Source organism: Pedobacter sp. KBW01 (assembly GCF_003852395.1).
Taxonomy (GTDB): domain Bacteria; phylum Bacteroidota; class Bacteroidia; order Sphingobacteriales; family Sphingobacteriaceae; genus Pedobacter.
In genome coordinates this window covers 86,451-107,816 of sequence record NZ_QAJQ01000020.1, presented here as the reverse complement: position 1 = coordinate 107,816, position 21,366 = coordinate 86,451, and the positions used below count along the sequence as shown (strand labels likewise).

Genomic DNA, 21,366 nt, shown 5'->3' with positions numbered 1-21,366 from the left:
ATATTAACCGGGAACGATCAACATCAATTGATGGTTCCCGGTAATTTTAAATGCACACTAGTAATTGTAGCGAACGCTATAGTTTCTACCCTTTTCTATTGTGATTTCGTACAAGTTATTTCCTATTGATTTAATTTCTGCTCCACTTGCCACAGGTTTAGACTTGCTTTTAACCCTTAACTTTCCGGTACCAACAGCAGCATTTACCCTGATTTCCTTTTTGTTCATGTAAACCGCGATATCGCCATTTGCAGTAGGTACTTTGCCTTCCATCCAAGCCAAACCGCCTAAGTTGGGCTCGATGGTGTAGGTTTTGTAACCTGGTGAATCAGGACTAACGCCTAGATAATATTTGCCCAGTAAATAAATCGGGCTTGCACCCCAGGCATGACAAAGGCTTTTTCCGAAAGGCCGGCCATACATGGCCAAATGCTCGGTTCCTTTCTTGTTGGGATCGTATTCTTCCCAGAAAGAAGTAGCACCCAGTTTAAGCATGCCACCCCAATAGTTTTTCATCTCTTTTAATACGTATGATTGTTCGCCCATTGCACAAAGTGCTTCCAGCTCGTAAAAACGCATGTATGGCGTGGTAATTTTATTGATGCTGTCGTTCAGCAAAACATGTTCTTTTACCGCCAGCTTTTGTTCAGGCGTATAATAATCGAAAAAGATGCCGAACATATTGGCGTAACGGGTCACATTTTCTGTCGGTTTACCTGCCACCCTGCTGTGTACCAAAGCGTGTTTGTTCTGGTTCCAGTACAAATCAAATATTTTGGCTTTCAGTACTTTGGCCTGTTCTTCATATCTGGCTGCACTTTCGGTATCGTTGGCGAGTTTCGCGCATATTGCCATGGTTTCTAAGCTACGGGCATAAAGCAGTTGTTCGAAACTTACTTCGCCATCTTTACTCAACTTATCGGCCCAATCAATGAAAATCCAGTCGCCCGGCATCCATTCCAATAAGCCATTTTTGTTTTTCCGCCCATCGATGTAGGTCATTAAGGATTGCATCCTGGGATAAATGTCCTGCACAAATTTTTTGTCGCCAGTAAATTTATAGTAATCGTAAATGCCCAAAAACCAATAGAAAGAGTAATCCATAATGGTATTGATATGTGCTGTAACCGGATCTTTGCCACGTTGGGCCAAAAGGGTTCTTTTTACCGTTGGTGCATCAAAAAACGAGTAATAGTTCATCAGGTAACTCTGGTAGGCATCGCCGCTCCACACCCATCTGTCGCGTTTAATCCCGTCGATAAAAAACTCGCGGGTATTGAGGTGGAAGGTATATTTGGCAACATCGTAAATCTTGTTCAGCTCCGCATCTGAGGATTTAAAACTTCCTCTTTCGCTAACCGGCGCATACTCATAAAGCATAGAAATAGAATCTGCAGAAACACCGCTACCGGGCTGAAAGTTAACATAGCGGAAGGCTTTGGAGAGCGGCATTACCGAATCTTTTTTACTGGCCAGATCAATATCCAGGTAATCGAGCGTTTCGCATTTATCGGTTGATAAAGCTTCTTCTTTCGATTCGCCATAATAGATACTGAGTTTGCCTTTACCTTTTAAACCGTGTATTTTTATAAAGCCAAAGGTTTCTTTGCCAAAATCGGCTACATAACCGGCTCCGGCTTTATCCGTTTTTACGGAAGCTTGTGCAACAACAGGTAATTTAAACGCAGATGGTAAGCTTTTAGGGTCGGTTAAGCCCCATGAACCCGCCGAAACAAAGGTAGTACCCGATTTATCGGAAGTTTTCCCGCTCGCATCAATCCATTCTTTATCTTCGAAAGTGGCTAGCCAGCTTTCATCTGATACAACAGTTTTACCCTGCACAAAAATGGCGGGTACTGTAGCCTGACTATATACTTTCAGGCTAAGTTTATGCTTCCCGGCAGGAATCTGGATGGATTTAGGGAAACCGGTAATGGCCTGTCCGTCTATTTTAACGTTATAAGTGCCTTCTACAAAGAGTTTAACCTCCTCGGGTTGGCTAAGTGTAAATTCTTTATGGAAATCGACCAGCACATAATGGCTATCCATTTTCCAGAATACAGGAAAAAACGAACCACGTTCTGTTCGCCGGTTCTGCATCACATTGCTCATGTAAATATCAAAATCGCCTGGATACCAGATCCACGATGCTTTTTGCGCAAAAGCCGGCATTACCATTGCCTGGAGCAAGGTAATGAAGAGTATTTTTTTTAGGTTTTTCATATTTTTTATTTTGGTTCGTCATCTCGACTGAAGCGCAGCGAAATGGAGAGATCTATGCTAGTTAGATTTCTAGTGCCCGTTAAAGAAAATATATAGTGCAAGCATTACAACGGCCAGGGCAATCCACGAAATCCAAACCATTCGGTCGGGTTTTTCGATATTGGCTTCGTGTGCTTCGTTAGCCGTATAAACGCTGGGTGTTCTATCTAAAAGTGAAATCAATATGGCGATAACCAATAAGCCTGCAAAAATCAGGAAAGACAACATCAGGTAATGCGGCCAGAAAGTGTATTCGCTGGGTGGTAAAACCCATAAATAAACAATTCCGGTGCTCAGACTCAGTATTGAACCGATTGATAGCGTAAAATTTACAGCCTTACGGGTAGTGCGTTTCCAGAATACAGTCAACAGAAAAACCACCGAAAGTGGAGGTGCTATGAAACCCAGTACGGATTGGAATACATCGAAGAGGTTTAATCCCTTGATGTTATCGATGGCCAGCACTACGATTACAGCGAAAATACAGCCTGCAACCACCGTTAAGCGGCCTATATTGATAATCTGCTTATTAGTGGCCTGAGGGTTAATTTTCTTTACATACACATCCATGGTGAAAACGGTACTCAAAGAGTTTAATGAAGAGCCGATGGTACCAACCAAAACCGCAATCAGTACCACAATCACTAAACCATTCATGCCCGGAGGGAAAAGATTGGTTACCATGGTCATGTAGGCTTCGTTAGGATCTTTCAGGTTAGGAAAAAGTACATAACACAATATGCCAGTTACGATGAATAAAGGCAGTGAAAGGATTTTTAACCAGCCGATAAAGCTTACACCTAATTGTCCTTGCTTAAGGTTTTTAGCGCCCAGAACCGACTGCACCATGGATTGATCGGTACAGAAAAAAGCTACGGCAGCTACCGGATAACCTAAAAGTATGGCATACCAGGGATATTTTGGATCGCTTGCAGGTTGTATCAGATTCCAGAAATGGCCGGGAGTTTTACTGTACAAAGCCGAGATGCCTCCAACCTTGTGCAGGCCTAAAAGGGTAAGTGAAAGAGATACAGCAATGAGTAAAATCATCTGGAAAACGTTAACCTTGGCAATGGCTTTTAAGCCTCCAAAAAAGGTAAACAGTCCGGCAAAAGCAACCAAAACAGTAACCGATTGCCACATGGGGATGCCTAAAATCTGCCGTACCAAAAAACCGCCTGCAAACAGGCCTAATGATAGCCAGGAGATTAAAATCTTAACCAGGGCATACCAGGCCAGTATATTTTGGGTCGAATCGCCGTAACGGTTCCCCATAAACTCGGGCATGGTGCTTACCCGCGCAGCCAGGTATTTTGGTGCGAAAACGATAGCAAGCAGAAATAAGAAGATGAAGGCATACCAGTCAAAATTGACGGCCACAATACCTGTGGTGTAGCCTATACTGGCAAAGGCCAGCAACATGGATGGACCTACATTTGTACCCCACATGTTGAAACCTATACTTGCCCAGCCTAACGATTTATTGGCTAAAAATAAGGTTTCATCTTCGCTTTTTTTCTTCGAAAAACTGGCGTGGTACCCAATCACCATGAGGATGATGAGGTAGGCCATTACGATGATGTAATCTAAACTGGTTAAACGTTCTACAATGTTGTGCATTTGGTTAGTTTGTTTTTTTATTTGTTTGCCACGGAATTACTTCTTTATCCGCCCGCGATACATGCCCTTTAATTTGTCGTCATTGCGAGGAACGAAGCAATCTTAATGCGGTTATCTTACATAGCCTAAGTAGTAAGATTGCTTCGTCGTTCCTCCTCGCAATGACGAATTTCTATAGTCCTATCGATTCTCTCGTAATGTTATAACTGGTTAATATTTCATCAATTTTTACGGGTAATCCTGTTTCCAGCGATCTATCCATGGCCTGTAAAAGGGCTATGGTACCTATTCCCTCTTTTAAATCGGGATAAGCAGTAAACTTGTTGTTAATGCTATCGGCAAAATAATCCAGGTAATTCTGGTACTCGCCGGCATGGTGACTTTGCCCTTCGAAACGGAAATAATGCTTTAAAGTGGCATCGCCCCAGGTAATGATTTTCTCTTCACCGGTTTTGGTAGTAACCGAATAACGCAGTTCGTGGTAATCGGCCTGACTTGCGCCTTCTGTTCCACGTAAGATACAGCTCATGCCGCTATCGCGGCTTGCCGGCTGGGTTGGTCCGGTATAGGCACCACTAACACGCGCAATTCTGCCGTCTTTGGCCTTGAAAATGAAGTGCATGGTGTCCTGGTTTTTTAAGCCTGCTTTTTGGCCATTGCTGCTCAGCATACCATAACCCATTACCTCTTCAATATCGGGCATGTACCAGCGAATAAAATCTACAGGGTGACTTAAACCACCATACAACCATTTAAACGATTGTTTTAAGGACCAGCCTTTTTCTAAAAACCAGCGGTGATCGGCATGGTAATGACTTTCGATGGTGATTAACTCGCCGATTAAACCTTTGTCAAAATCTTTTCGCTGCCGCATGGCTGGTTCGAAAAAACGTGAGCTCTGGCCTACAAAAATTTTCTTTTTCGTTTTTTTACTGAGTGCCAAGAGTTCGTTTGCCTGCGAAAGGTCGTCGATAAAAGGCTTGGTGCAAACCACATGTTTATCGTGCTCCAAAGCCAGCTTAATGTGCTCAAAATGCAAATGATCGGGGGTGTAAATCGCAATCATATCAATTTTGTCGCTTTTCAGCATGTCGTCGTAATTGGTGGTCCAGTTCTGAAAATCGAACTCCAGTGCGCGTTCTTCGCACAGTTTTTTATTGGCATCACAAATTTGAATCAGTTTAAATTTGGTGCTTGCCAGTGAGGCAGAAATGGTGCTTCTACCCTCGCCTAATCCTAATATTCCTAATCTTAACATATTTTAATAAGTATTATTTATTTCCTCCCCCTGCCCCCTCCAAAGGGGGACGGATCAGTCTATAGGTTTAAAGAAAACCCAAACCTCGCCGGGTTTGGTGCCTGCTATTCCTTCCTGGTATTTTTTCATTAATGCATTCCATTCATCAACTTTAGGGTTGTTTTCGGTTGTTTTAGGGTTCAGTTTATTTAAATCTGCACCTTTGGGTATGCTGATAATCAACATCAGCTGACGGTCTTTTTTAAAGATAACCAGGCGTTGAAAATCGGCATTGCAAAAACCTTTTGATATTTCGGGCCATTTCTCGAATTGTGTTTTGTGGTAATCGAGGTATTCTTTTTGCAGCTTTTCGTCATTAATCAGATTGGCCGATAGAATAATATTGTCCCATTCTTTTACCGGTGCTGTTCCACATTGCTGTTTCCGGTCGAAATCGTAAAACATATTCTCGTACAACTTAATCTCAGTGGCATTGAGCCTTTTTAAAGTTTGCTGTAAACTTTCTGTTTTTAAGTTTGAAGTGTAAACCACCAAACGGTTTTCCCAGCTGTAAATGGATGATCTTAAAAGGTTATTTTCGCGGGCAAATGCTGTCAGGGTTTTATCGTTGGGTACGGCTCCAGCTTTAAAAATCAGCTCAAAAACAACGGGCTTATCTATTGCGTTATTTATTTTTCGGGTGGCAGAAATAGGTGATTTATCTTTAAGCAGGTACTGGTATGGAGGTGTTAGTCCTGCATTTTGCTTGATTTTTTGGGGAACCTCCGGCCCGTTATTCTCCCATGAATTATCGGGTCCGTTGGCATTTTGCAGGTATTTTTCGCTTGGTGTCCAGTTATCTTTAATGGTAAGGAACGAAGATCCCTCATCTGTGTACAGGTAAAACCAGTGGTCGGGAAGGTGTGCATACCTGGCTGTGTAAATGCTATCGATCACATTTTCGGTAATAAAAGAGTTCGGCTGGGCTGATAAAGTGTAAATGCCGGCCACATCGTACATGTGTTTGCCGTAATGATGGATTTTATTGCCGCTGATGGTGTTATCCTTCATTGCGTTTTTGGTTTTTGTCCAGCCCCAACCCATGCTAATTCCGGAGTAAGAAACATCGCTGATTTCGTTATGGATGATTTTCAGCGCACGCACGTAACCCGCACCAATACCAACCGCACCCCAGTCTTCGTTGGTTACATCGGTAATCAGATTGTTTTCGATCAGGTTGTTAGCCGAAATTTCGCGCTCATCTGAAGGTTGGTAAGGCAAATGTACCTCAGTAGCTTCATCCGAAAAAGTACCAATGAGTATACCCGATCCGCCAATATCTTTAAACAAGTTGCCTTTAATCTGGTTGTTAGTCGTTCCTTTTTGGTAATCTATACCGGTTGAAGCATGGTGTTCGAATCTGCAACCTTCAAAATCGATGTGATTGGCGTAGCTGATTTCGATAGCCGAAGCTGGCCGGCCAACCCAGGCCTGATTCTCTAATGTCGGTTTATCGGCAGTTCCCGGTTGGTCTAACTTATAGGCATCGAGCATGTACATGCCTGCCTGATGCGGTACGTGGCCTTGCTTGGATGGCAATAACCATGATGCATGCTGAAAAGATATGTCCTTAAACGAAATGTACGACACCGGATGATCAACTGTTCCGGCCGCCTTTACCAGGCTTTCTAAAGCCGGCGCAACCACATCTGCCTGAAGCATATTTTGCGCGGATGTGGGCCAGTAATATACTTTATGCTGCTGTAGGTCTTCGAACCATTCGCCTGGTTCATCTAAAAACTGAATGGCATTGGTAAGATAGTAAGCAGAGTTTCCGGTTTTGTCAGAAATCCATGGCGCTGGCCAGGGATGCTCAGATTGTATGCGGCTTTCTGGCTGTAAAAAGGAAAGCTCAGCAGCATTGTTTTGATTTTTTACCGATTTTACCCGCAAATTGGCAATGGCCCACCATTGATGTATCACCATTTCGATACCTTTTGCCTTACTCAGGTTGATGTTTTTGTTTAAGGGGATTTTGCAGGTTTGAGATTGTGCATCCCAGGATAAAATCCTGTTCATGACATCGCCATTGGCATCTTTAGCCCGAACAGCCTTATTGCCATTTACCCAGAGCTGCCTGAACTGCAAAGTATTATCAGCAAACATAGGGGCATCAGCCACCCAAACTTTACCTGTGGCCTTTTTAGGTAAACCTGCAAGGGATGTGGTTAATTTCTTCCAGCCCTTAATTTTTATACCGCCACTAAAAATAACGCTTGCGCCGGGAGTAGCCATAATCTGTGTCGGATTATCTTTTGTGCCTGAATCTTCCGGTCGAAGGACAATGGTTTCGTCTAAAGTGTAATAACCATTTTCAATGATGATATTAATCCCGCCTTTAATCGAATTATCGTTTAAGCGCCGCAACTCCCTCGCCTTCCGGATGGCAAAATGTAAGGACGCTAATGGTTTTTCCTTTGTACCACTATTGCGATCTGAACCGATTTTAGAGACATAAATATCAGCCGCATTTAATTGCGAGCACATTAAATTTAAAATCAACAAAATGGTTAGGTAAATTCTCATAACAAAATGGTTATCCGGCTTGGAAAATGGACTTCAGGTATTTGGTGTTGGCGGTAAAGTTGTATTTCACATTAGTAGGCTGTTTGGCATCACGACTGCGTTCAATGACGAGCCAACCGATCCAGCCCATTTCATCTAAAGTTTGTTTTACCTTTTTGAGGTCAATTTTGGGGTCGTTTTCGAGCCAAACCCCATCTTCGTTGGTGGCATGAATTTGTATGATGTTTTTGCGTCCCAATATTCTTAGCTCCTCGTGTAAATCGCGGCCATTTTTGATCGCATTAGAAAAATTGAAATAGCTTCTGATGTTTTTACAGTTGATTTCCTTCAGCAACTGTAATTCGCCTTTGGCATCCAGTGCGGTTTCGATACCAATCACTACACCTGCCTTTCGAGCCATTTTACCTGCTATTTTTAAACGTTCAACAATGGGTACCCTCAATTCAGGATTTTTAACCAGATCGCCCTGTATGCCCAATGGTAAAAAGACTATCTTAATTTGCATGGCTTTAGCGGTATCTAAACAATCCTGCACCATTTTTTGGTAGGTAGGACGTTTGGCAAAAGACTGTGCATAAAAACCGGTCATGGCCAATGCACAAAATTCGAGGTTAAGCGCTTTTGCTTTTTCTATGTATTGCTGGCGGATGCCCGGATCTGCCAGTTTATTGTCGAAGGTTTCCCGGTCGCCCAGCCCGCCCATATCGATTTCCAATCCATCGGCTCCAATTTCACTGGCCAGGTCTAATGCGCTTAATTTCTGACGTTTGAGTATCATCAAATCAATTACAGCTACTTTGTATCTGCTTTTTAGGGGAGCCGCCTGCAAAATATTGGGCAGCATTAAGCCACCGCTAATTAATGCGAGATGGTGAATAAAAGTTCTTCTGTTCTGGTGTTCCATAATTTAATTCAGGCTTTGTGGAAACATTTTTTGCAGGTTCTCAAAACCCATAACAGCGTTTTTGGGTAATTTTTCTCCCTTATCGCCAAAAACATACAAGGCATTTTCTTTTTCGATGGTTACTTTGCTTTCGTCGTATTTTCCGGATTTGTCTTTTACCGCATTACCGTTAAGCTTGAAATATTTAATCAGAAAGTCGTAAAGGGCAATGCGCTTATTTGGTCCGAAATCATGCTTTTCGTCGGGTAAATGCACATTTTCAACTTTATCTTTTACGCCATAATAGCCATACATTTTTTGCAGGTATGGAAAATCGTGTTCAGGCGTATGCGCAGTCCAGTCGCTGCCATCCGATACGAGTAATTGTGGTCTTGGTGCAGCCATTGCAGCCAGTTCTACATTATCGGTTCCGCCAGCGCATTGGTGAATGGGCATACCGCTTTCGCAAGGGCAACCACCATAAAAGTATGATGACATGGCCACCACCGGTGCGCTGAGCTTAATACGGTTATCCATGGCAGTCATTAAAATCGAGTGACTGCCAGCTCCCGAACCACCACTAATGGCTACCCTGTTGGTATCGGTTTCCTTTAATTTGGTGAAATAATCCAAAATACGGATTCCACCCAATGTTTGCACGGTTTGCGCCAGGCTTTTTCGGTGATCTTCATACTTAAACTGCAACATCGATTCGCCCCAGGCAAAAAGGTCGTAACTGAAAGCCATTGCGCCCATTCTGGCCAGCATGGCACAACGAATCTGACAATCAGCACGGTAGCGCTGTTTTTCCCAATGTCCATCAGGACTTAAGATAAGTGGTGTTTTGCCTTTGATATTTAATGGTTTATAAAGTGATCCGTTAATCCAAACGCCGGGTAAAATCTCCAGCGCTATGTTTTCTACCGAATAGCCGTCGAAAATTCTTTTAGCGGTTATAATGGGCTTCGCATCTGGTTTAGCTGGTAAAGGCGATAGTTGCAAGGCTTCAAAAAGCTGAGGTTTTATTAAGGCTTTCCGTTTTTCCCAGCTCGCTTTATCTGTATATTTTGAAGCCAAGCTATCCAAATAAGCCCAACCATCTTGTACCTCCCAACGGTAATATTCGTATTCTTTAAGTTTGTAAACCCCTGGTTTCTCTTTGTTAACTTTCATGTCCAGCGGCGTAAGCACGTTGGCTAAGGTTTCGTCAACATTTGCCCGAAAACGCCATGTGGCATAATTTACCCACTTATCTTTTACCTGTGGTTCAGCATATTTAATCTTTACGTTATAGCGGGTTTCAATGGCTTTAAGTACCTCTATTAAAGGTTTTTTGTAGGCGTTATCTGAATTTTGAGTTTGGGCAGAAACGGCTTCGATAGAAAGAACCCAAACTATTACAATGGCAAGTAGTTTTGTCACCCTCCCCTTCAAAGGGTGATAGCATGGAGCCAAAGACAACTTCAGACGCATTAAGATTGCTTCGTTCCTCGCAATGACGTATCGGTTTAGATTTCTCATGGCTCCTCGTTTTTGGTTTCTGTAATTACCGGTGCGGCATATCCGTTCAGTTTTGGCCAAATGCCATTTTCAATTTTCTTCAATTTTAGCTTTGAGGGGTCTACTACTACATGTTTGATCTTTTCCCTTCTCCAGGTATAAATGAAATGTAGCATGCCATCAGCCGTTTGGATTACAGCCGGATAAGAATACTGGCTAATGGGCGAATCTTCTAAAATCAGTGCTGCGTACCAGGTTTTACCATCTTTAGAAACAGAAACATTTAACGGTGTGCGTGCTCCTTTCGCTAAATCGCCCGGAGGCAGCACATGGTTGTAAACCAATACCTGGCGGCCATCTTTCAGCGTAACGGCATCGGTACCCGAGTTGTTGTTGGGCAATGTAGTTTTGGTAAGCGGTGTCCAGGTTTCGCCATTATCAGCCGACCATGACTCGGCAACTGCCCGGTTGGCGGTACGTGCTAAAATTTGCAGTTTACCCTTTCCGTATTGCAGAATGCTGGGTTGAATGGCTTTAAGCCCATTTTCTTGTAATGGGCCTACGGTACGCCAGGTTTTGCCATTATCTTTAGTTACCTCGAAATGTACTTTCCAGCCATCACCCTCCCGGCTCGATGACGCGAACAGGTTTCCGTTGCTTAGCAGTACGGGCTTATTTTTAACCGGACCGATGTTCCCCGCAGGCAATTTCGTAGCTTCCGACCAGGTTTTACCACCATCTTTTGAGGTTCGCATCATACCCCACCATTCTGAAGGCTTAGGTCCGATTTTGTAGAATAACAATAAATCGCCGCCGGGTACCTGATACAATACCGGGTTCCAGGTAGGTAATCGTTTACCATCGGCCATAATACCATTCGCTACCGAAACCGGTGCCAGCCATTTTCCATCAACAAAGCGGCTGATGTAAATCTCCACATCTGGATTTCTTTCTTTGGTACCTCCAAAAAATGAAGCCACCAGGCCTGTTGGCGTTTCGGCAATAGTAGCCGAGTGACAAGACGGAAACGGTGCCTTTTCGTATAAAAACTCCTGCTTAACTATACCGGTTTGCCATTTTTCTACCTGAGCATTGGCGGTTAAAGCGAATGCTACTGCGGCTATGGTTAAAGTTCTTTTGAATATCATATTCTTTAATTAATTATGAACGGTCGTCATTCTCAGCTCGACTGGGAATCTTAATGGATTCGCTATGCATTTCTTTTGCTTTAAGATTCCCGCGTTTGCGGGAATGACGATGAGACTAAACTAAATGCTACTGTTTTGCTTTTGCTGCTTTTTCTTCTTTAATTTTTTTGGTGTAAGCACTGTAAAGCGCTCTCCAGCTACGGCCGTTGTTATTGAGCAATTGCTCCGATTTGGTTTTGTAGATCTCAAAAATGGCCGAAATCTGCTTCATGTTTTTATAATCAACAGCCTGCTCCCTCGCCTGTTTTAAGTAAGCCAGTATTTTAGCTTCTTCATCGGCAGTTAAATCGGGCACTATGGCTTTGTAGCCTTTCATGGTAAAAGCCACCTTTCCGATGGTATATTTATCGAGGATCAATTCTACCTGATCGGCTGTTAGGTTTTGGTTTAAGCCGTCCATCAGGGCTTTGTGCACAGCAGCAGGCATGGCCGAATCGGCGATAATCTGTTTGTCTAAGTCGCTTAATTTGGTACCGGTTACCGGATTTATCCCATCGGGAACTGTGGATGAAGGATGGTCGTTATGCCAGTCTCTGATGGTTGTTAAATGCACTGCGATGATGTGCTCAACCGCTGTTTTTTTGCTTGCATCGGTTAAATTTAAAGCTGAAACCCATTCTTTGGCTTTGCTGGTAATTTCCTCAGGTGCAACAATTTCTTTTGTTTGACTGAATATATTTACTGAAATCATCAGTAGGCTGATCAGCATAAAGAATCTTAAAATCTTTCTCATAATATTATTTTATATTGGTTTTAAAAATTTTGTTTAGTGTGCAAATGCGCGTCATCTTGGCTGTTTTAAACTCTGCTATGAGGTTGACAGTGTCCAATAGAAGAATCGTCATTTCGACTGGAGCCAGCTGTTTTTCACCAGCGGCGCAACGGAGAAATCTATATGAGCAGATTTCTCGACTACGTTGTACTCCGCTCGAAATGACGAGCTCTATGGTGAGATGCTGAAACAAGTTCAGCATGACGGTACAGGAGTTATTTCTGCTCCACCACAAACTCATAATCTCCCGACCCTACTTCATAAATGGCCCTGTCTTTTTCTAATTTTATAAATTTTAAATCTCTTATTGAACCTAAGCTTTCTGTAACTGCATTTTTGTTTTTAGCAGGAATGTAAAGCGTAGCTGTTGTATTGGCCGGAATGCTAATTTTCCAGTTAAACTTATTATCTGTTTTGCTATAACTGCTTTTAATCAGGCCATAAGCGGAATGATAACCCGCAGTTACCTGGTCCAAACCGTTAATCATTTCGGGTTTCATGGTAATTTTTTTAAACGCCGGACTTTCGGCCTTAATACCCGCCAGATTTTCGTAATACCAGATTAGCAAATCGCCCAGCATCATTACATGGTTTTGCGAATTCATTTTCGGATCAGCAGTATTTCCGTTCCAGAGCTCCCAGATGGTGGTTGCACCGTTATCGATCATGTAACCCCAACCCGGGTAAGTTTTTTGCGTGGCAATGGTGTAGGCCAAATCTGACCGGCCGTAATCGTTTAAGCAGCGCATTAGCCACTGTACCCCAACCAAACCATTACTTAAATGCCCTTTATTGGTTACTTCAACCGTGTACACGATGTTTTTGAAAACCTGATTAATATTCGCTTCAGGTACCATTCCGAAATACAGCGGAATAATGTTATCTGTTAAGTTGTTGCTGGCATAAAAGCCTTTTTCATTGTAGAATTTCTGATTAAAGGCTGCTTTAATTTTATCGCCTAATGCTTTAAATTCTTTGTAATCATTATCATTTCCGCTTATCTGGCTAAACTGCATCATCAGTTGTGTAAAGTGGTAGTAATAAGCCGTCGAAATCAATTCGGAAGGATATTTTTTATCTGCGCTTTTACCTCTGCCCGTTTCAATGGTTACAGGTGGCATGCACCAATCGCCATAACTGTCTTTGGTGAGGATGTAATCCTTCATGTACCGCTCCTGCATGTAGCGAAGCCACTTTTTGATGGCAGGATAATTATCGGTTACCGCATTTACATCGCCGGTTTGTTTGTAGAGCATTTCGGTAATAAGTACAATAGAACCTGGCCAGCTCATGTTATCGCTGTAATAGCGCCAAAAAGCAGGTGCAACATCGGGGATGGCACCATCTTCTTTTTGTGCATTTCTGATATCCTGCAGCCACTTGGCGTAAAATTTTCCATTATCGAACAGGAAATTTTCGCCGTGTGCTACAGCACCTCTGTCGCCTAACCAGGGCATGCGTTCGTTGCGTTGCGGGCAGTCGATCGGGATGCCCTTATAGTTACCGGCAATTCCCCACCAGGCATTTTTAAAAATCTGATTGGTTAGCGCATTTGAAGTTTCGAAAGTACCTACGGTGTTCATTTTGTCGTAGATCATTTTTCCGGTAAAATCATTCAGGCTGGGGGTATAATTCAGTCCAGATATTTCTACATACCTAAAACCCCGGTAAGCAAAAGTGGGTTCCCAAGATTCTGCTTCGTTTCCTTTAAAAGTATATAAATCAGTGCATTTGGCATTGCGCAGGTTTGCGGTAAACAGCTCGCCATTTTCCTGTAGTGATTCGGCAAAGCGCAATTTAACCTGTTTGCCTTTCTGCCCCTTTACTTTAATCTGTAGCCAGCCAACCATGTTCTGTCCCATATCCAGCAGGTATCTGCCACCCGGGATTGTCTTAACTGAAAGGGGGTTGAGCGTATTCATCACCCGCATATTTTCGTTCATCTGGGCCTCGATGGTTCCCAAAGGTTCCTGAACAAACTCTGCTTTCAGCCATTTGCTGTCGTCAAAACCTGCCTTATTCCAGCCAATCGCTTCTTTTGTTGCGTCGTATTCTTCGCCGTCGTATTCGTTATTGGCCCTGATAGGTCCATCGGCAGTGCCTTTCCAGCTGTCATCAGTATCGATATTGGCCGTACTGCCATCACTGTAAACGATACGGATGTTCAGCAGCATTTTAGGAAAACCAAAGGTTTTAATTTTGTAGGGTTTTTCGTTTTGCCGCATGGCGAAGAAACGACCATTGCCTAAAACAGCACCTACCGCATTTTTTCCTTCCTGCAAATACGAGGTAACATCGTAAGTATTGTACTTTACGTTTTTATTGTAATCGGTTGGTGAAGGTGTGAGTACCTCCTCGCCTACTTTTTTGCCATTCAGGTAAAGCTGGTACAAGCCCAGACCAATAATGGAGGCCGTGGCATATTTTACTTTTTTAGTGTTTTGAAATTCCTTCCTGAAATAACGTACGGATAAGCGGGAATCGGTTTTGGTATTATCCCAGGGAAAAGCCCTGTCGAAACCAATCCAGCCTTTCGGCCAGTCTTTGTAGTTGAGTAAGCCCATCGTCCACGAATTGGGTGCTGACCATTCGCTTTCGCCGGCAGTAGTCCAGGTTTTTACCTTCCAGTAACAGCGCATTCTGCTGGTCAGTGCTTGTCCATTGTATTTAACGTGGATCGACTCTTCGTTATTTACCTTTCCCGAATTCCAGAGATCGCCTTCATTTTGTGCCAGTTTTTCGGCGGTTGAAGCCACCAGAACCTGATAAGCTTTTTGTATAACATTACGTTTTGAAGAAATGATTTCCCAGCTCAACCGGGGTTGTGTTACATCAATACCTAATGGATTAACCAACATCTCGCATTTCAGGTTTTGCAGACTCACCTGGGCCACCACTTTCTGGAATGGCAGCAACAGCAGCAGTATGATTATCGATATGTAGGTTTTAATGTTCATTTTTTTGTGGTGATTACACTGATTTCGTTAATTATTTTTTGCCACAGATGCACACAAATAAACACTGATCTTTTCTGCAATAATCCAATAGTGTAATTAAAAGTATTTTTTATCTGTGTTTATCCAATTCATCTGTGGTTAATTCTTAGGTGAAAAATCAAAATACAAGGTCATATCCAATGCTCTCGCCGGTTCTTTTTCAAAATCGTAAAAAACATGCTTCATGCCCATCGGGCCGGTTGTTTCTGGTTTTTGTGTTTTGGTACCAATAGCAGATATTCCATTCATGAAAGAAATATCCCCATTAGGAAAAGTTGGGCTCATGTTATCATATTCTGTGTCTTTCGATTTTTTTGGGGTAAATAACCTCAGGAAAACATCTTCCCGATCGGTTACTACTTTAAAAGATTGTTGCCTGCCCACAAATTCGCACCAGTACATATTCGAGTAGTAGCCCTTAAATTCAGGGTACTGCCAGGCTGGTTCTCCGGTGGCGGAATCGTTGTAATCTTTTTTCCAAATACCCAGCTGCGTGCCTTTCATTCGGTTTTTCCAAACCCGGTAAGGACCGTTTCCTTTATAAGTTACGCCTTTAATTTCGGTTTCGGGGTAAGAAAAGTTTAAACCCACTAAAGTGGTAAAATAAGCGGCAGGGAAATATTTTACCTGCATTTTTAACCAGCCCGATGGATAAATGGTCCACTCTAAGGTATTGTAACTCTCCTTGCGGTCAAAAGTAGAAGCAATAACCAGGTTTTGCCCGTCCATTCTGCTTGTGAAATTTTTGAAGTTATTTACACCTTCCTGTAAAACAGGTCCGTTGTTAAAAGGGATAATTCCTTTGGTATTTTCGGCTTTCTGCAACAGGCCGGTGGTTTTATCGAAAGTGAGTTGGATGCCATTGGCCGAAACCTGAAAAAGCGTCGCCGATTCTTTCAGGTTCACTTTCGATGGACCAGTAGTTACTACTAGCTTAGCGGCATCATCTTTCGGCAGGCTGATTGGGAAGCTCCAGGTAAATAATTCCTGACCATAAACATCTTTTGCAGTTAAATATAAGGCATCGAAATTCTTCCAGCCGGCCGGAAGGTTAATTTGTAGTTTTCCTTTCTGAAAGGGTTTAATATCGGGCGCATCAGCTTTGCCTGCTTTGAAATACGCTTCGGTACCATCGTTTTTCAGGCTTTTCAGTTTCCATTCAAAGCTGCATTGATTCAGATTAGTAAAAGCATATCTGTTCTCCAGGCGCAACGCTCCGTCAAATGCTGGTGTGATTTCTCTTTTTTCGACAAACACAGGACTCCAAACTTCCTTGATTGTAAAAAAACTACCTTCTTTTTCGTGGTAAGGGCCAACAATACCATCTGGGCCATGATTGCCATCGGTATCTAAAATGCCGTTTTTATCGGTGCGTACTACAGCCTGGTCGGCAAAGTCCCAGAGAAAGCCTCCGGCCGAAAGCGGATTGTTCCACATCGCGTTCCAGTAATCCTCAATACCCGCACCGTGGCCACCATCCCACATGCCATGAAGGAACTCAGTAGGCATTAAAATGTTATGGCCATGATCGTAATTGCCAATGCCATAATTAAATTCGCGGTAATGCGTGGTTTCAAAACCGCCAAAAACTTCCCAGGGATGGATTAATGGTCTTTTTTGAATGTCGTTTTCGGGGAAAAGGTGATCGAGTTCGCGGTTATGGCCACCTTCGTTTCCATTGGCCCAAAATATAATAGACGGATGGTTTTCATCATTAGCCATCATTTCTTTAAATAATTTGGTGCCGGTTGGGGTATCGTATGTGCCGTGCCAGCCTGCCAGTTCATCCATCACAAATAAGCCCAATGAATCGCAAACATCTAAAAAGTGGCCGTCAGGCGGGTAATGCGACATGCGAACAGCATTCATGTTCATTTCTTTCATTAACTTCACATCGGCAATGCTGATTTTCTTACTGGTGGTACGGCCAGATGATGGGTAAAAGGAATGTCGGTTTACCCCTTTGAATTTCATTTTTACGCCGTTAACATACACGCCATCGCGCTCGCGTAGTTCTACCGTTCTGAAACCTATTTTTTTGGTAAGCGTATGGAGCATTTTTCCATTCTTGCTTAGCTTAAAAGTAGCGGTATATAAATTCGGGAACTCCGACGACCAAAGCGCGGGGTTTTTAAACGCCTGGTTGATCCTCGTGCTAGCCCCTGTAATTTTAAAAGCGGTATTACTACCTAATTTATTTCCTTTTACATCGGTTAATTGAACCAAAATTTGATCAGCATCACCAGTGGTTAAAATATTTGCAGCCAATATTCCATTAGCTTGTGCATTGATTTGTACGCTGTTGATGTGGGTTTGGGGTAAAGCTTCCAGATAAACCGGACGGAAAATACCACCAAAAATCCAGAAATCAGCATTGCGTTCTGCATTGTTAACCGATTCATTGGCAGAATGTTTAGCTACTTTTACTTCAAGTAAATTATCGCTTCCAAATTTAATCAGTTTGGAAATGTTGTATTTAAAAACATAAAATGAACCCTGGTGGATCTCTCCCGCCAGCTGACCATTAATTTTGACTTCAGTATCGGTCATCGAGCCTTCAAAAACGATATTGATTTCCTTATTTTTCCAGACAGTGGGAACATTGAAATTATACTTGTAAAGGCCTTGCTCCTTACCTTTATTTTCTTCTTTGTTGAAACCGTAATTGTATTTGCCAAAGCCCTGCAGCTCCCAGTTTGAAGGAACAGGGATGGTTGTCCATTTGCCCGAATTCATGCCTTCTGTACAAAAGAATTCCCAGTTTACCGTATTGTCGTTACCCGTACCCGATAGATATAATTTCTCTGTTTGTTGTGCCTTTGCCAGGCAAAACAGTAAAGTAAAGCAAAGAAATAGTGATGCTCGTTTTAACATTAATTGGTTTTAAATTGCTGGTTTAATGGATTATCGGTTCGAAAAGGTAAAGCGGGTAAACCGTGGTTGTAAAAATTTCCGGTGGGATTTTCTGTCCAGTTATAGCGCACCGCTTTAGGCAGCGCTACATCTTTAGCAGAAACCCATACCTTGCCGGCTTTGATAACTGCATTGGCTGGTACAAATTTGCCATCAGCACCTGCCAGTGTAAAGCCGGTAACAGTACCAGAAGCGTTTGCATTTAAATATTCGAAATCGAGTACGGCTTTATCGCCTTTAAAGGCGACTGTTTTATAAACAGGACCAGAAAAGTCTGTTTTTTGCTTGTAAGTTTTGGCTAAAGCCCAAAGTGCTAAACGCCTGCCTACCTCCCATTTATAAGTTGGATGTAAATCGCCACCGTTATCGTTTAAATCGGAGGTTGAAACCATTCCGGTATTGGGCAAGCGTAAGATCTGTTCTTGTGCTTCCCAAAAAGCAGGCTCTGTATCAGCGGTCAATACCACTTTATCGCTTTTTTGCTTGCTGTAATCGAAAGGGGCAATCTGCACATAATAAAAAGGCAGATTACTTTCGCCCCATGCTTTGCGCCAGAGGTTTATCAGCGTTTTCATTTTATAACTGTAGCTGATCGTTTCGCTTAAAAAGCAATTGGTTTCTCCCTGATACCATAAAAAGCCAGCGATTTTAAATTTGGAAAGCGGTTCAATCATTGGTGTATAAAACTTGCCCGGATCGTTACCCACTTTTTCGTTTTTGAAATAAGGTTCTGTAGCAAATGCTTCCTGACTAATCCAGGGCTCGATGGCGCTGCCGGGTACAGCGGAAGAAATTAACCCCACCGGAACGCCGAGCTTTTGCTGTAGTTCCTTCGCAAAGAAATAACCTACAGCCGAAAAAGCCCGCAAGGCTGAATCCTGGGCTACACTCCAGCTTTTATGAATAGAATCGGGTTTAATCAACGTTTTTCTATTCACCAGGAAAATTCTGATCTGTTTATTTTTCGCCTGTGCAACTTCATCAGCCGGGAAACCCAGTTTGTCGTTTTTTGGTTTCGGGATTTTGGCAAGTTTACGCATGGCATATTCCATGTTCGACTGGCCGGAGCAAAGCCATACCTCACCAATCAGGATATTGCTGAGTTCGATTGTATTAGCACCAGAAATGATCATGCTTTGTGGCTCTGCCGATGTTTTTAATGGATTTAATACCACTGCCCAGCTTCCGTTTTGGCCGGCAATCGCTTCTTTTTTCTGGCCTGCAAAGGTAACCGTTACTTTTTCGCCAACAGCTGCGAAGCCCCAGATCGTGATGGGTTTATCGCGTTGCAAAACCATATTGCTGGATAAGATTTGCGGCAACAGGATTTTGGCATTGGTGGTAAGCGAAAAAAACGATAAGAGCGTAATGATTATCGTCATTTCGAGCGAAGTGCAACGTAGCCGAGAAATCTTAATAGTTTGCTTAAAAGATTCCTTCGCTACAGTCGGAATGACGAAGCGCTTTAAGCGCAATGAAGGGAAAACTGCAAACTCCGAACTGTAAACTGTCAACTGCCTCATAATCCCTCCGTTTTTAAATATTTAATCAGGTAAACAGCTTCTTTTTTCTCGGCTTCGCCCGCATTTTTTAAATCGTAGGTCTGATCGGCAGGTGTATCAACATCCGGGAAACGGCGAACATCTCCGGTGCGGAACACAATGCGCGAAACATTGGCTAGAGGTTGAAAGGCCAGGCTGGTGAGCACATCTTTGCCGTTAACCGTTATGGTGTAAAAACGATTCGCGGTGGTTAGTTTTAGTTTAATATCGTAAGTTTCGCCAGCTTTATATTTTAGGAAGTTTTTGTAACGTGCACCTGCTTTTGCACTTAACACGCCTGCAGTATCGAAAGTTAAACGAACGGTAGCCATGCCTTTCTCGTCTTGCAGCTCAATTTCCAATAAGCCAAAATTATCCTGTTTCGGAGTGACTGAGAAAGAAGCACTTAGCTTAGCCGATGCAGGAAATACGCGTTCAGCTTTGGCATAATCAAAGGGATCTTTGTCTTTTAAAACCAGATTACCGTTTTCAACCTTTACAGGTGCCCACATCGGACTGTAAATATTCCAAAATGCTAAAGCCTGTTCGGCCGGCATTTTACTAAAATCATCGTTTACATGCGTTTTTACCGTGGTGCTTACCGGTACCGGAATACCAGAAACCCAGATATCTTCTTTATTCATGCTGTAGGTTACCCAAAGTTTCCCGTCGGCAGGTTTTCCGTTGCCTTCTTCTATGCCGCGCACATATTGTGGACCATAGGATTTGTAATTGCCGCCATAGCGCATCGGAGAGATTTCGCCGTTAACTAAGGACAGGTCAGTATAGTCTAAGCCATTTTTGCTGGTAGAGATGGCAAGTGGCCAGCGGTATTCGGATGGATTATATACTGTTGCATAATTACCATCGCTTGTTTTCTGTCCCCATATTTTGGCGTTGCTGTTTACAAAACCGGGTGCACGGAAAGCACTTTCAGGCCAGCTTTTACCATTGTCGGTACTGATAGCCGTTAGTGCATTTTTCCATAAGCCTACTACGCGGCCATCAGGCAAATGGTAATAGCTAAACGCTTTGTATTGCTTCTGCAAGGTGATAAGCGGATCTTTTCGGTCTGCCTCTTCGTTCCATTGCTGGGTCATTAATTTATTGGTCAACAACTCCTTACAAGCTTCAACAAAAGCTTTGCTTTTACTTTTTGTATAATAAGGATATCGGGTGTTTTTTTCTGAATAACCTGGATTGTAGTGAATGAAATAAATCGGTCCGTATTTGCCGTCTGCCTGAATTTCGCGCACCGCCCGGCCAATGCCATGCCCATCGTTCGGATCATCTTTGGCATCGAAACTAATGGCATAAAAGCCCAAAACCAGGAATACGTTTTTGGTGGATACATAAAAACCCATCCGTTGGTGCATCACCGCATCGAGATCTTTAGCTACATCTGTGCGCCCTTCTTTTGTAGTGCCATCAGGAATACGGTAAACCGGAAAAATTACATCGGGTTTGGTCCAGGTATAACCATCTTTCGACGATTGTAGTAAAGTTTGTCCCGGCGGGATGCTTTCTCCTACTTTATCGCTTAAATATTCTACATAAAAACGGTTATTCCAGTAAGCCAGCATGGGTGCGTGGTTATAAGTCCAACCAAAGTTTTCGGCCAGTTCAGGGTGTTCCCTGTTCGCCCTGAAAGTTTGAATATTGTGCACGCCCACTACCGGTGTTAGCTGGCCATGATGATAATCGGCATTAACCAGTGTTTTGCCTGTGTAACGCACGGTATCTTGCGCTTGCGCGTTTGATATCGCCAATGCAAACAACAGGACTAAACTAATTATTTTAAATATTTTCATTTTTAATGTTTTAACTACTAAGGCACAAAGGCACTGA

12 protein-coding genes are annotated in these 21,366 nt (G+C 42.9%); all 12 read right to left on the bottom strand.

Annotation, left to right across the window (positions count from 1 at the left end):
• Positions 1–57 precede the first annotated feature (57 nt).
• Positions 58–2,223 (bottom strand): alpha-L-rhamnosidase C-terminal domain-containing protein, encoded by a 2,166-nt coding sequence (locus tag DBR40_RS19430; RefSeq protein ID WP_124561409.1) that lies wholly within the window; start codon positions 2,221–2,223, stop codon positions 58–60.
• Between the two features lie 69 nt (positions 2,224–2,292).
• The gene (locus tag DBR40_RS19425; RefSeq protein WP_124561408.1) at positions 2,293–3,882 is read right to left on the bottom strand and encodes a sodium:solute symporter family transporter; all 1,590 of its coding nucleotides are present in this window, start codon (positions 3,880–3,882) and stop codon (positions 2,293–2,295) included.
• A 172-nt stretch (positions 3,883–4,054) separates the two neighbouring features.
• The gene (locus DBR40_RS19420) at positions 4,055–5,140 is read right to left on the bottom strand and encodes a Gfo/Idh/MocA family protein (RefSeq protein ID WP_124561407.1); all 1,086 of its coding nucleotides are present in this window, start codon (positions 5,138–5,140) and stop codon (positions 4,055–4,057) included.
• Positions 5,141–5,194: 54 nt separating this feature from the next.
• Positions 5,195–7,705 (bottom strand): right-handed parallel beta-helix repeat-containing protein, encoded by a 2,511-nt coding sequence (locus DBR40_RS19415; RefSeq protein ID WP_124561406.1) that lies wholly within the window; start codon positions 7,703–7,705, stop codon positions 5,195–5,197.
• Between the two features lie 10 nt (positions 7,706–7,715).
• Positions 7,716–8,609: a sugar phosphate isomerase/epimerase family protein gene (locus DBR40_RS19410; RefSeq protein WP_124561405.1), complete on the bottom strand. Its 894-nt coding sequence runs from the start codon at positions 8,607–8,609 to the stop codon at positions 7,716–7,718.
• 3 nt (positions 8,610–8,612) lie between these two features.
• Positions 8,613–10,109 (bottom strand): DUF4974 domain-containing protein, encoded by a 1,497-nt coding sequence (locus DBR40_RS19405; RefSeq protein ID WP_233603941.1) that lies wholly within the window; start codon positions 10,107–10,109, stop codon positions 8,613–8,615.
• Positions 10,106–11,236, bottom strand: coding sequence for a sialidase family protein (locus DBR40_RS19400; protein ID WP_124561404.1), 1,131 nt, complete (start codon positions 11,234–11,236; stop codon positions 10,106–10,108). The genes DBR40_RS19405 and DBR40_RS19400 overlap by 4 nt, the downstream gene beginning before the upstream one ends.
• A gap of 127 nt (positions 11,237–11,363) precedes the next feature.
• Positions 11,364–12,029, bottom strand: coding sequence for a DUF3826 domain-containing protein (locus DBR40_RS19395; protein WP_124561403.1), 666 nt, complete (start codon positions 12,027–12,029; stop codon positions 11,364–11,366).
• A 254-nt stretch (positions 12,030–12,283) separates the two neighbouring features.
• Positions 12,284–15,025 carry an alpha-L-rhamnosidase gene (locus DBR40_RS19390; protein ID WP_124561402.1) on the bottom strand — a complete coding sequence of 914 codons (2,742 nt, stop codon included), beginning with the start codon at positions 15,023–15,025 and terminating at the stop codon, positions 12,284–12,286.
• Between the two features lie 138 nt (positions 15,026–15,163).
• A complete protein-coding gene (locus tag DBR40_RS19385; protein ID WP_124561401.1) occupies positions 15,164–17,938 on the bottom strand; it encodes a glycoside hydrolase family 2 protein in 2,775 nt (924 codons plus the stop codon).
• Complete coding sequence (locus tag DBR40_RS19380; RefSeq protein ID WP_233603940.1) at positions 17,938–19,500, bottom strand: sialate O-acetylesterase; 1,563 nt, start codon at positions 19,498–19,500, stop codon at positions 17,938–17,940. The genes DBR40_RS19385 and DBR40_RS19380 overlap by 1 nt, the downstream gene beginning before the upstream one ends.
• Positions 19,497–21,329, bottom strand: coding sequence for a six-hairpin glycosidase (locus DBR40_RS19375; protein ID WP_124561400.1), 1,833 nt, complete (start codon positions 21,327–21,329; stop codon positions 19,497–19,499). The genes DBR40_RS19380 and DBR40_RS19375 overlap by 4 nt, the downstream gene beginning before the upstream one ends.
• Positions 21,330–21,366 lie beyond the last annotated feature (37 nt).

What these genes read in the sequence shown, in the direction of transcription:
- DBR40_RS19430 (WP_124561409.1), bottom strand. Translation starts at nt 2,223, where the DNA reads ATGAAAAACCTAAAAAAAATACTCTTCATTACCTTGCTCCAGGCAATG.
- DBR40_RS19425 (WP_124561408.1), bottom strand. Translation starts at nt 3,882, where the DNA reads ATGCACAACATTGTAGAACGTTTAACCAGTTTAGATTACATCATCGTA.
- DBR40_RS19420 (WP_124561407.1), bottom strand. Translation starts at nt 5,140, where the DNA reads ATGTTAAGATTAGGAATATTAGGATTAGGCGAGGGTAGAAGCACCATT.
- DBR40_RS19415 (WP_124561406.1), bottom strand. Translation starts at nt 7,705, where the DNA reads ATGAGAATTTACCTAACCATTTTGTTGATTTTAAATTTAATGTGCTCG.
- DBR40_RS19410 (WP_124561405.1), bottom strand. Translation starts at nt 8,609, where the DNA reads ATGGAACACCAGAACAGAAGAACTTTTATTCACCATCTCGCATTAATT.
- DBR40_RS19405 (WP_233603941.1), bottom strand. Translation starts at nt 10,109, where the DNA reads ATGAGAAATCTAAACCGATACGTCATTGCGAGGAACGAAGCAATCTTA.
- DBR40_RS19400 (WP_124561404.1), bottom strand. Translation starts at nt 11,236, where the DNA reads ATGATATTCAAAAGAACTTTAACCATAGCCGCAGTAGCATTCGCTTTA.
- DBR40_RS19395 (WP_124561403.1), bottom strand. Translation starts at nt 12,029, where the DNA reads ATGAGAAAGATTTTAAGATTCTTTATGCTGATCAGCCTACTGATGATT.
- DBR40_RS19390 (WP_124561402.1), bottom strand. Translation starts at nt 15,025, where the DNA reads ATGAACATTAAAACCTACATATCGATAATCATACTGCTGCTGTTGCTG.
- DBR40_RS19385 (WP_124561401.1), bottom strand. Translation starts at nt 17,938, where the DNA reads ATGTTAAAACGAGCATCACTATTTCTTTGCTTTACTTTACTGTTTTGC.
- DBR40_RS19380 (WP_233603940.1), bottom strand. Translation starts at nt 19,500, where the DNA reads ATGAGGCAGTTGACAGTTTACAGTTCGGAGTTTGCAGTTTTCCCTTCA.
- DBR40_RS19375 (WP_124561400.1), bottom strand. Translation starts at nt 21,329, where the DNA reads ATGAAAATATTTAAAATAATTAGTTTAGTCCTGTTGTTTGCATTGGCG.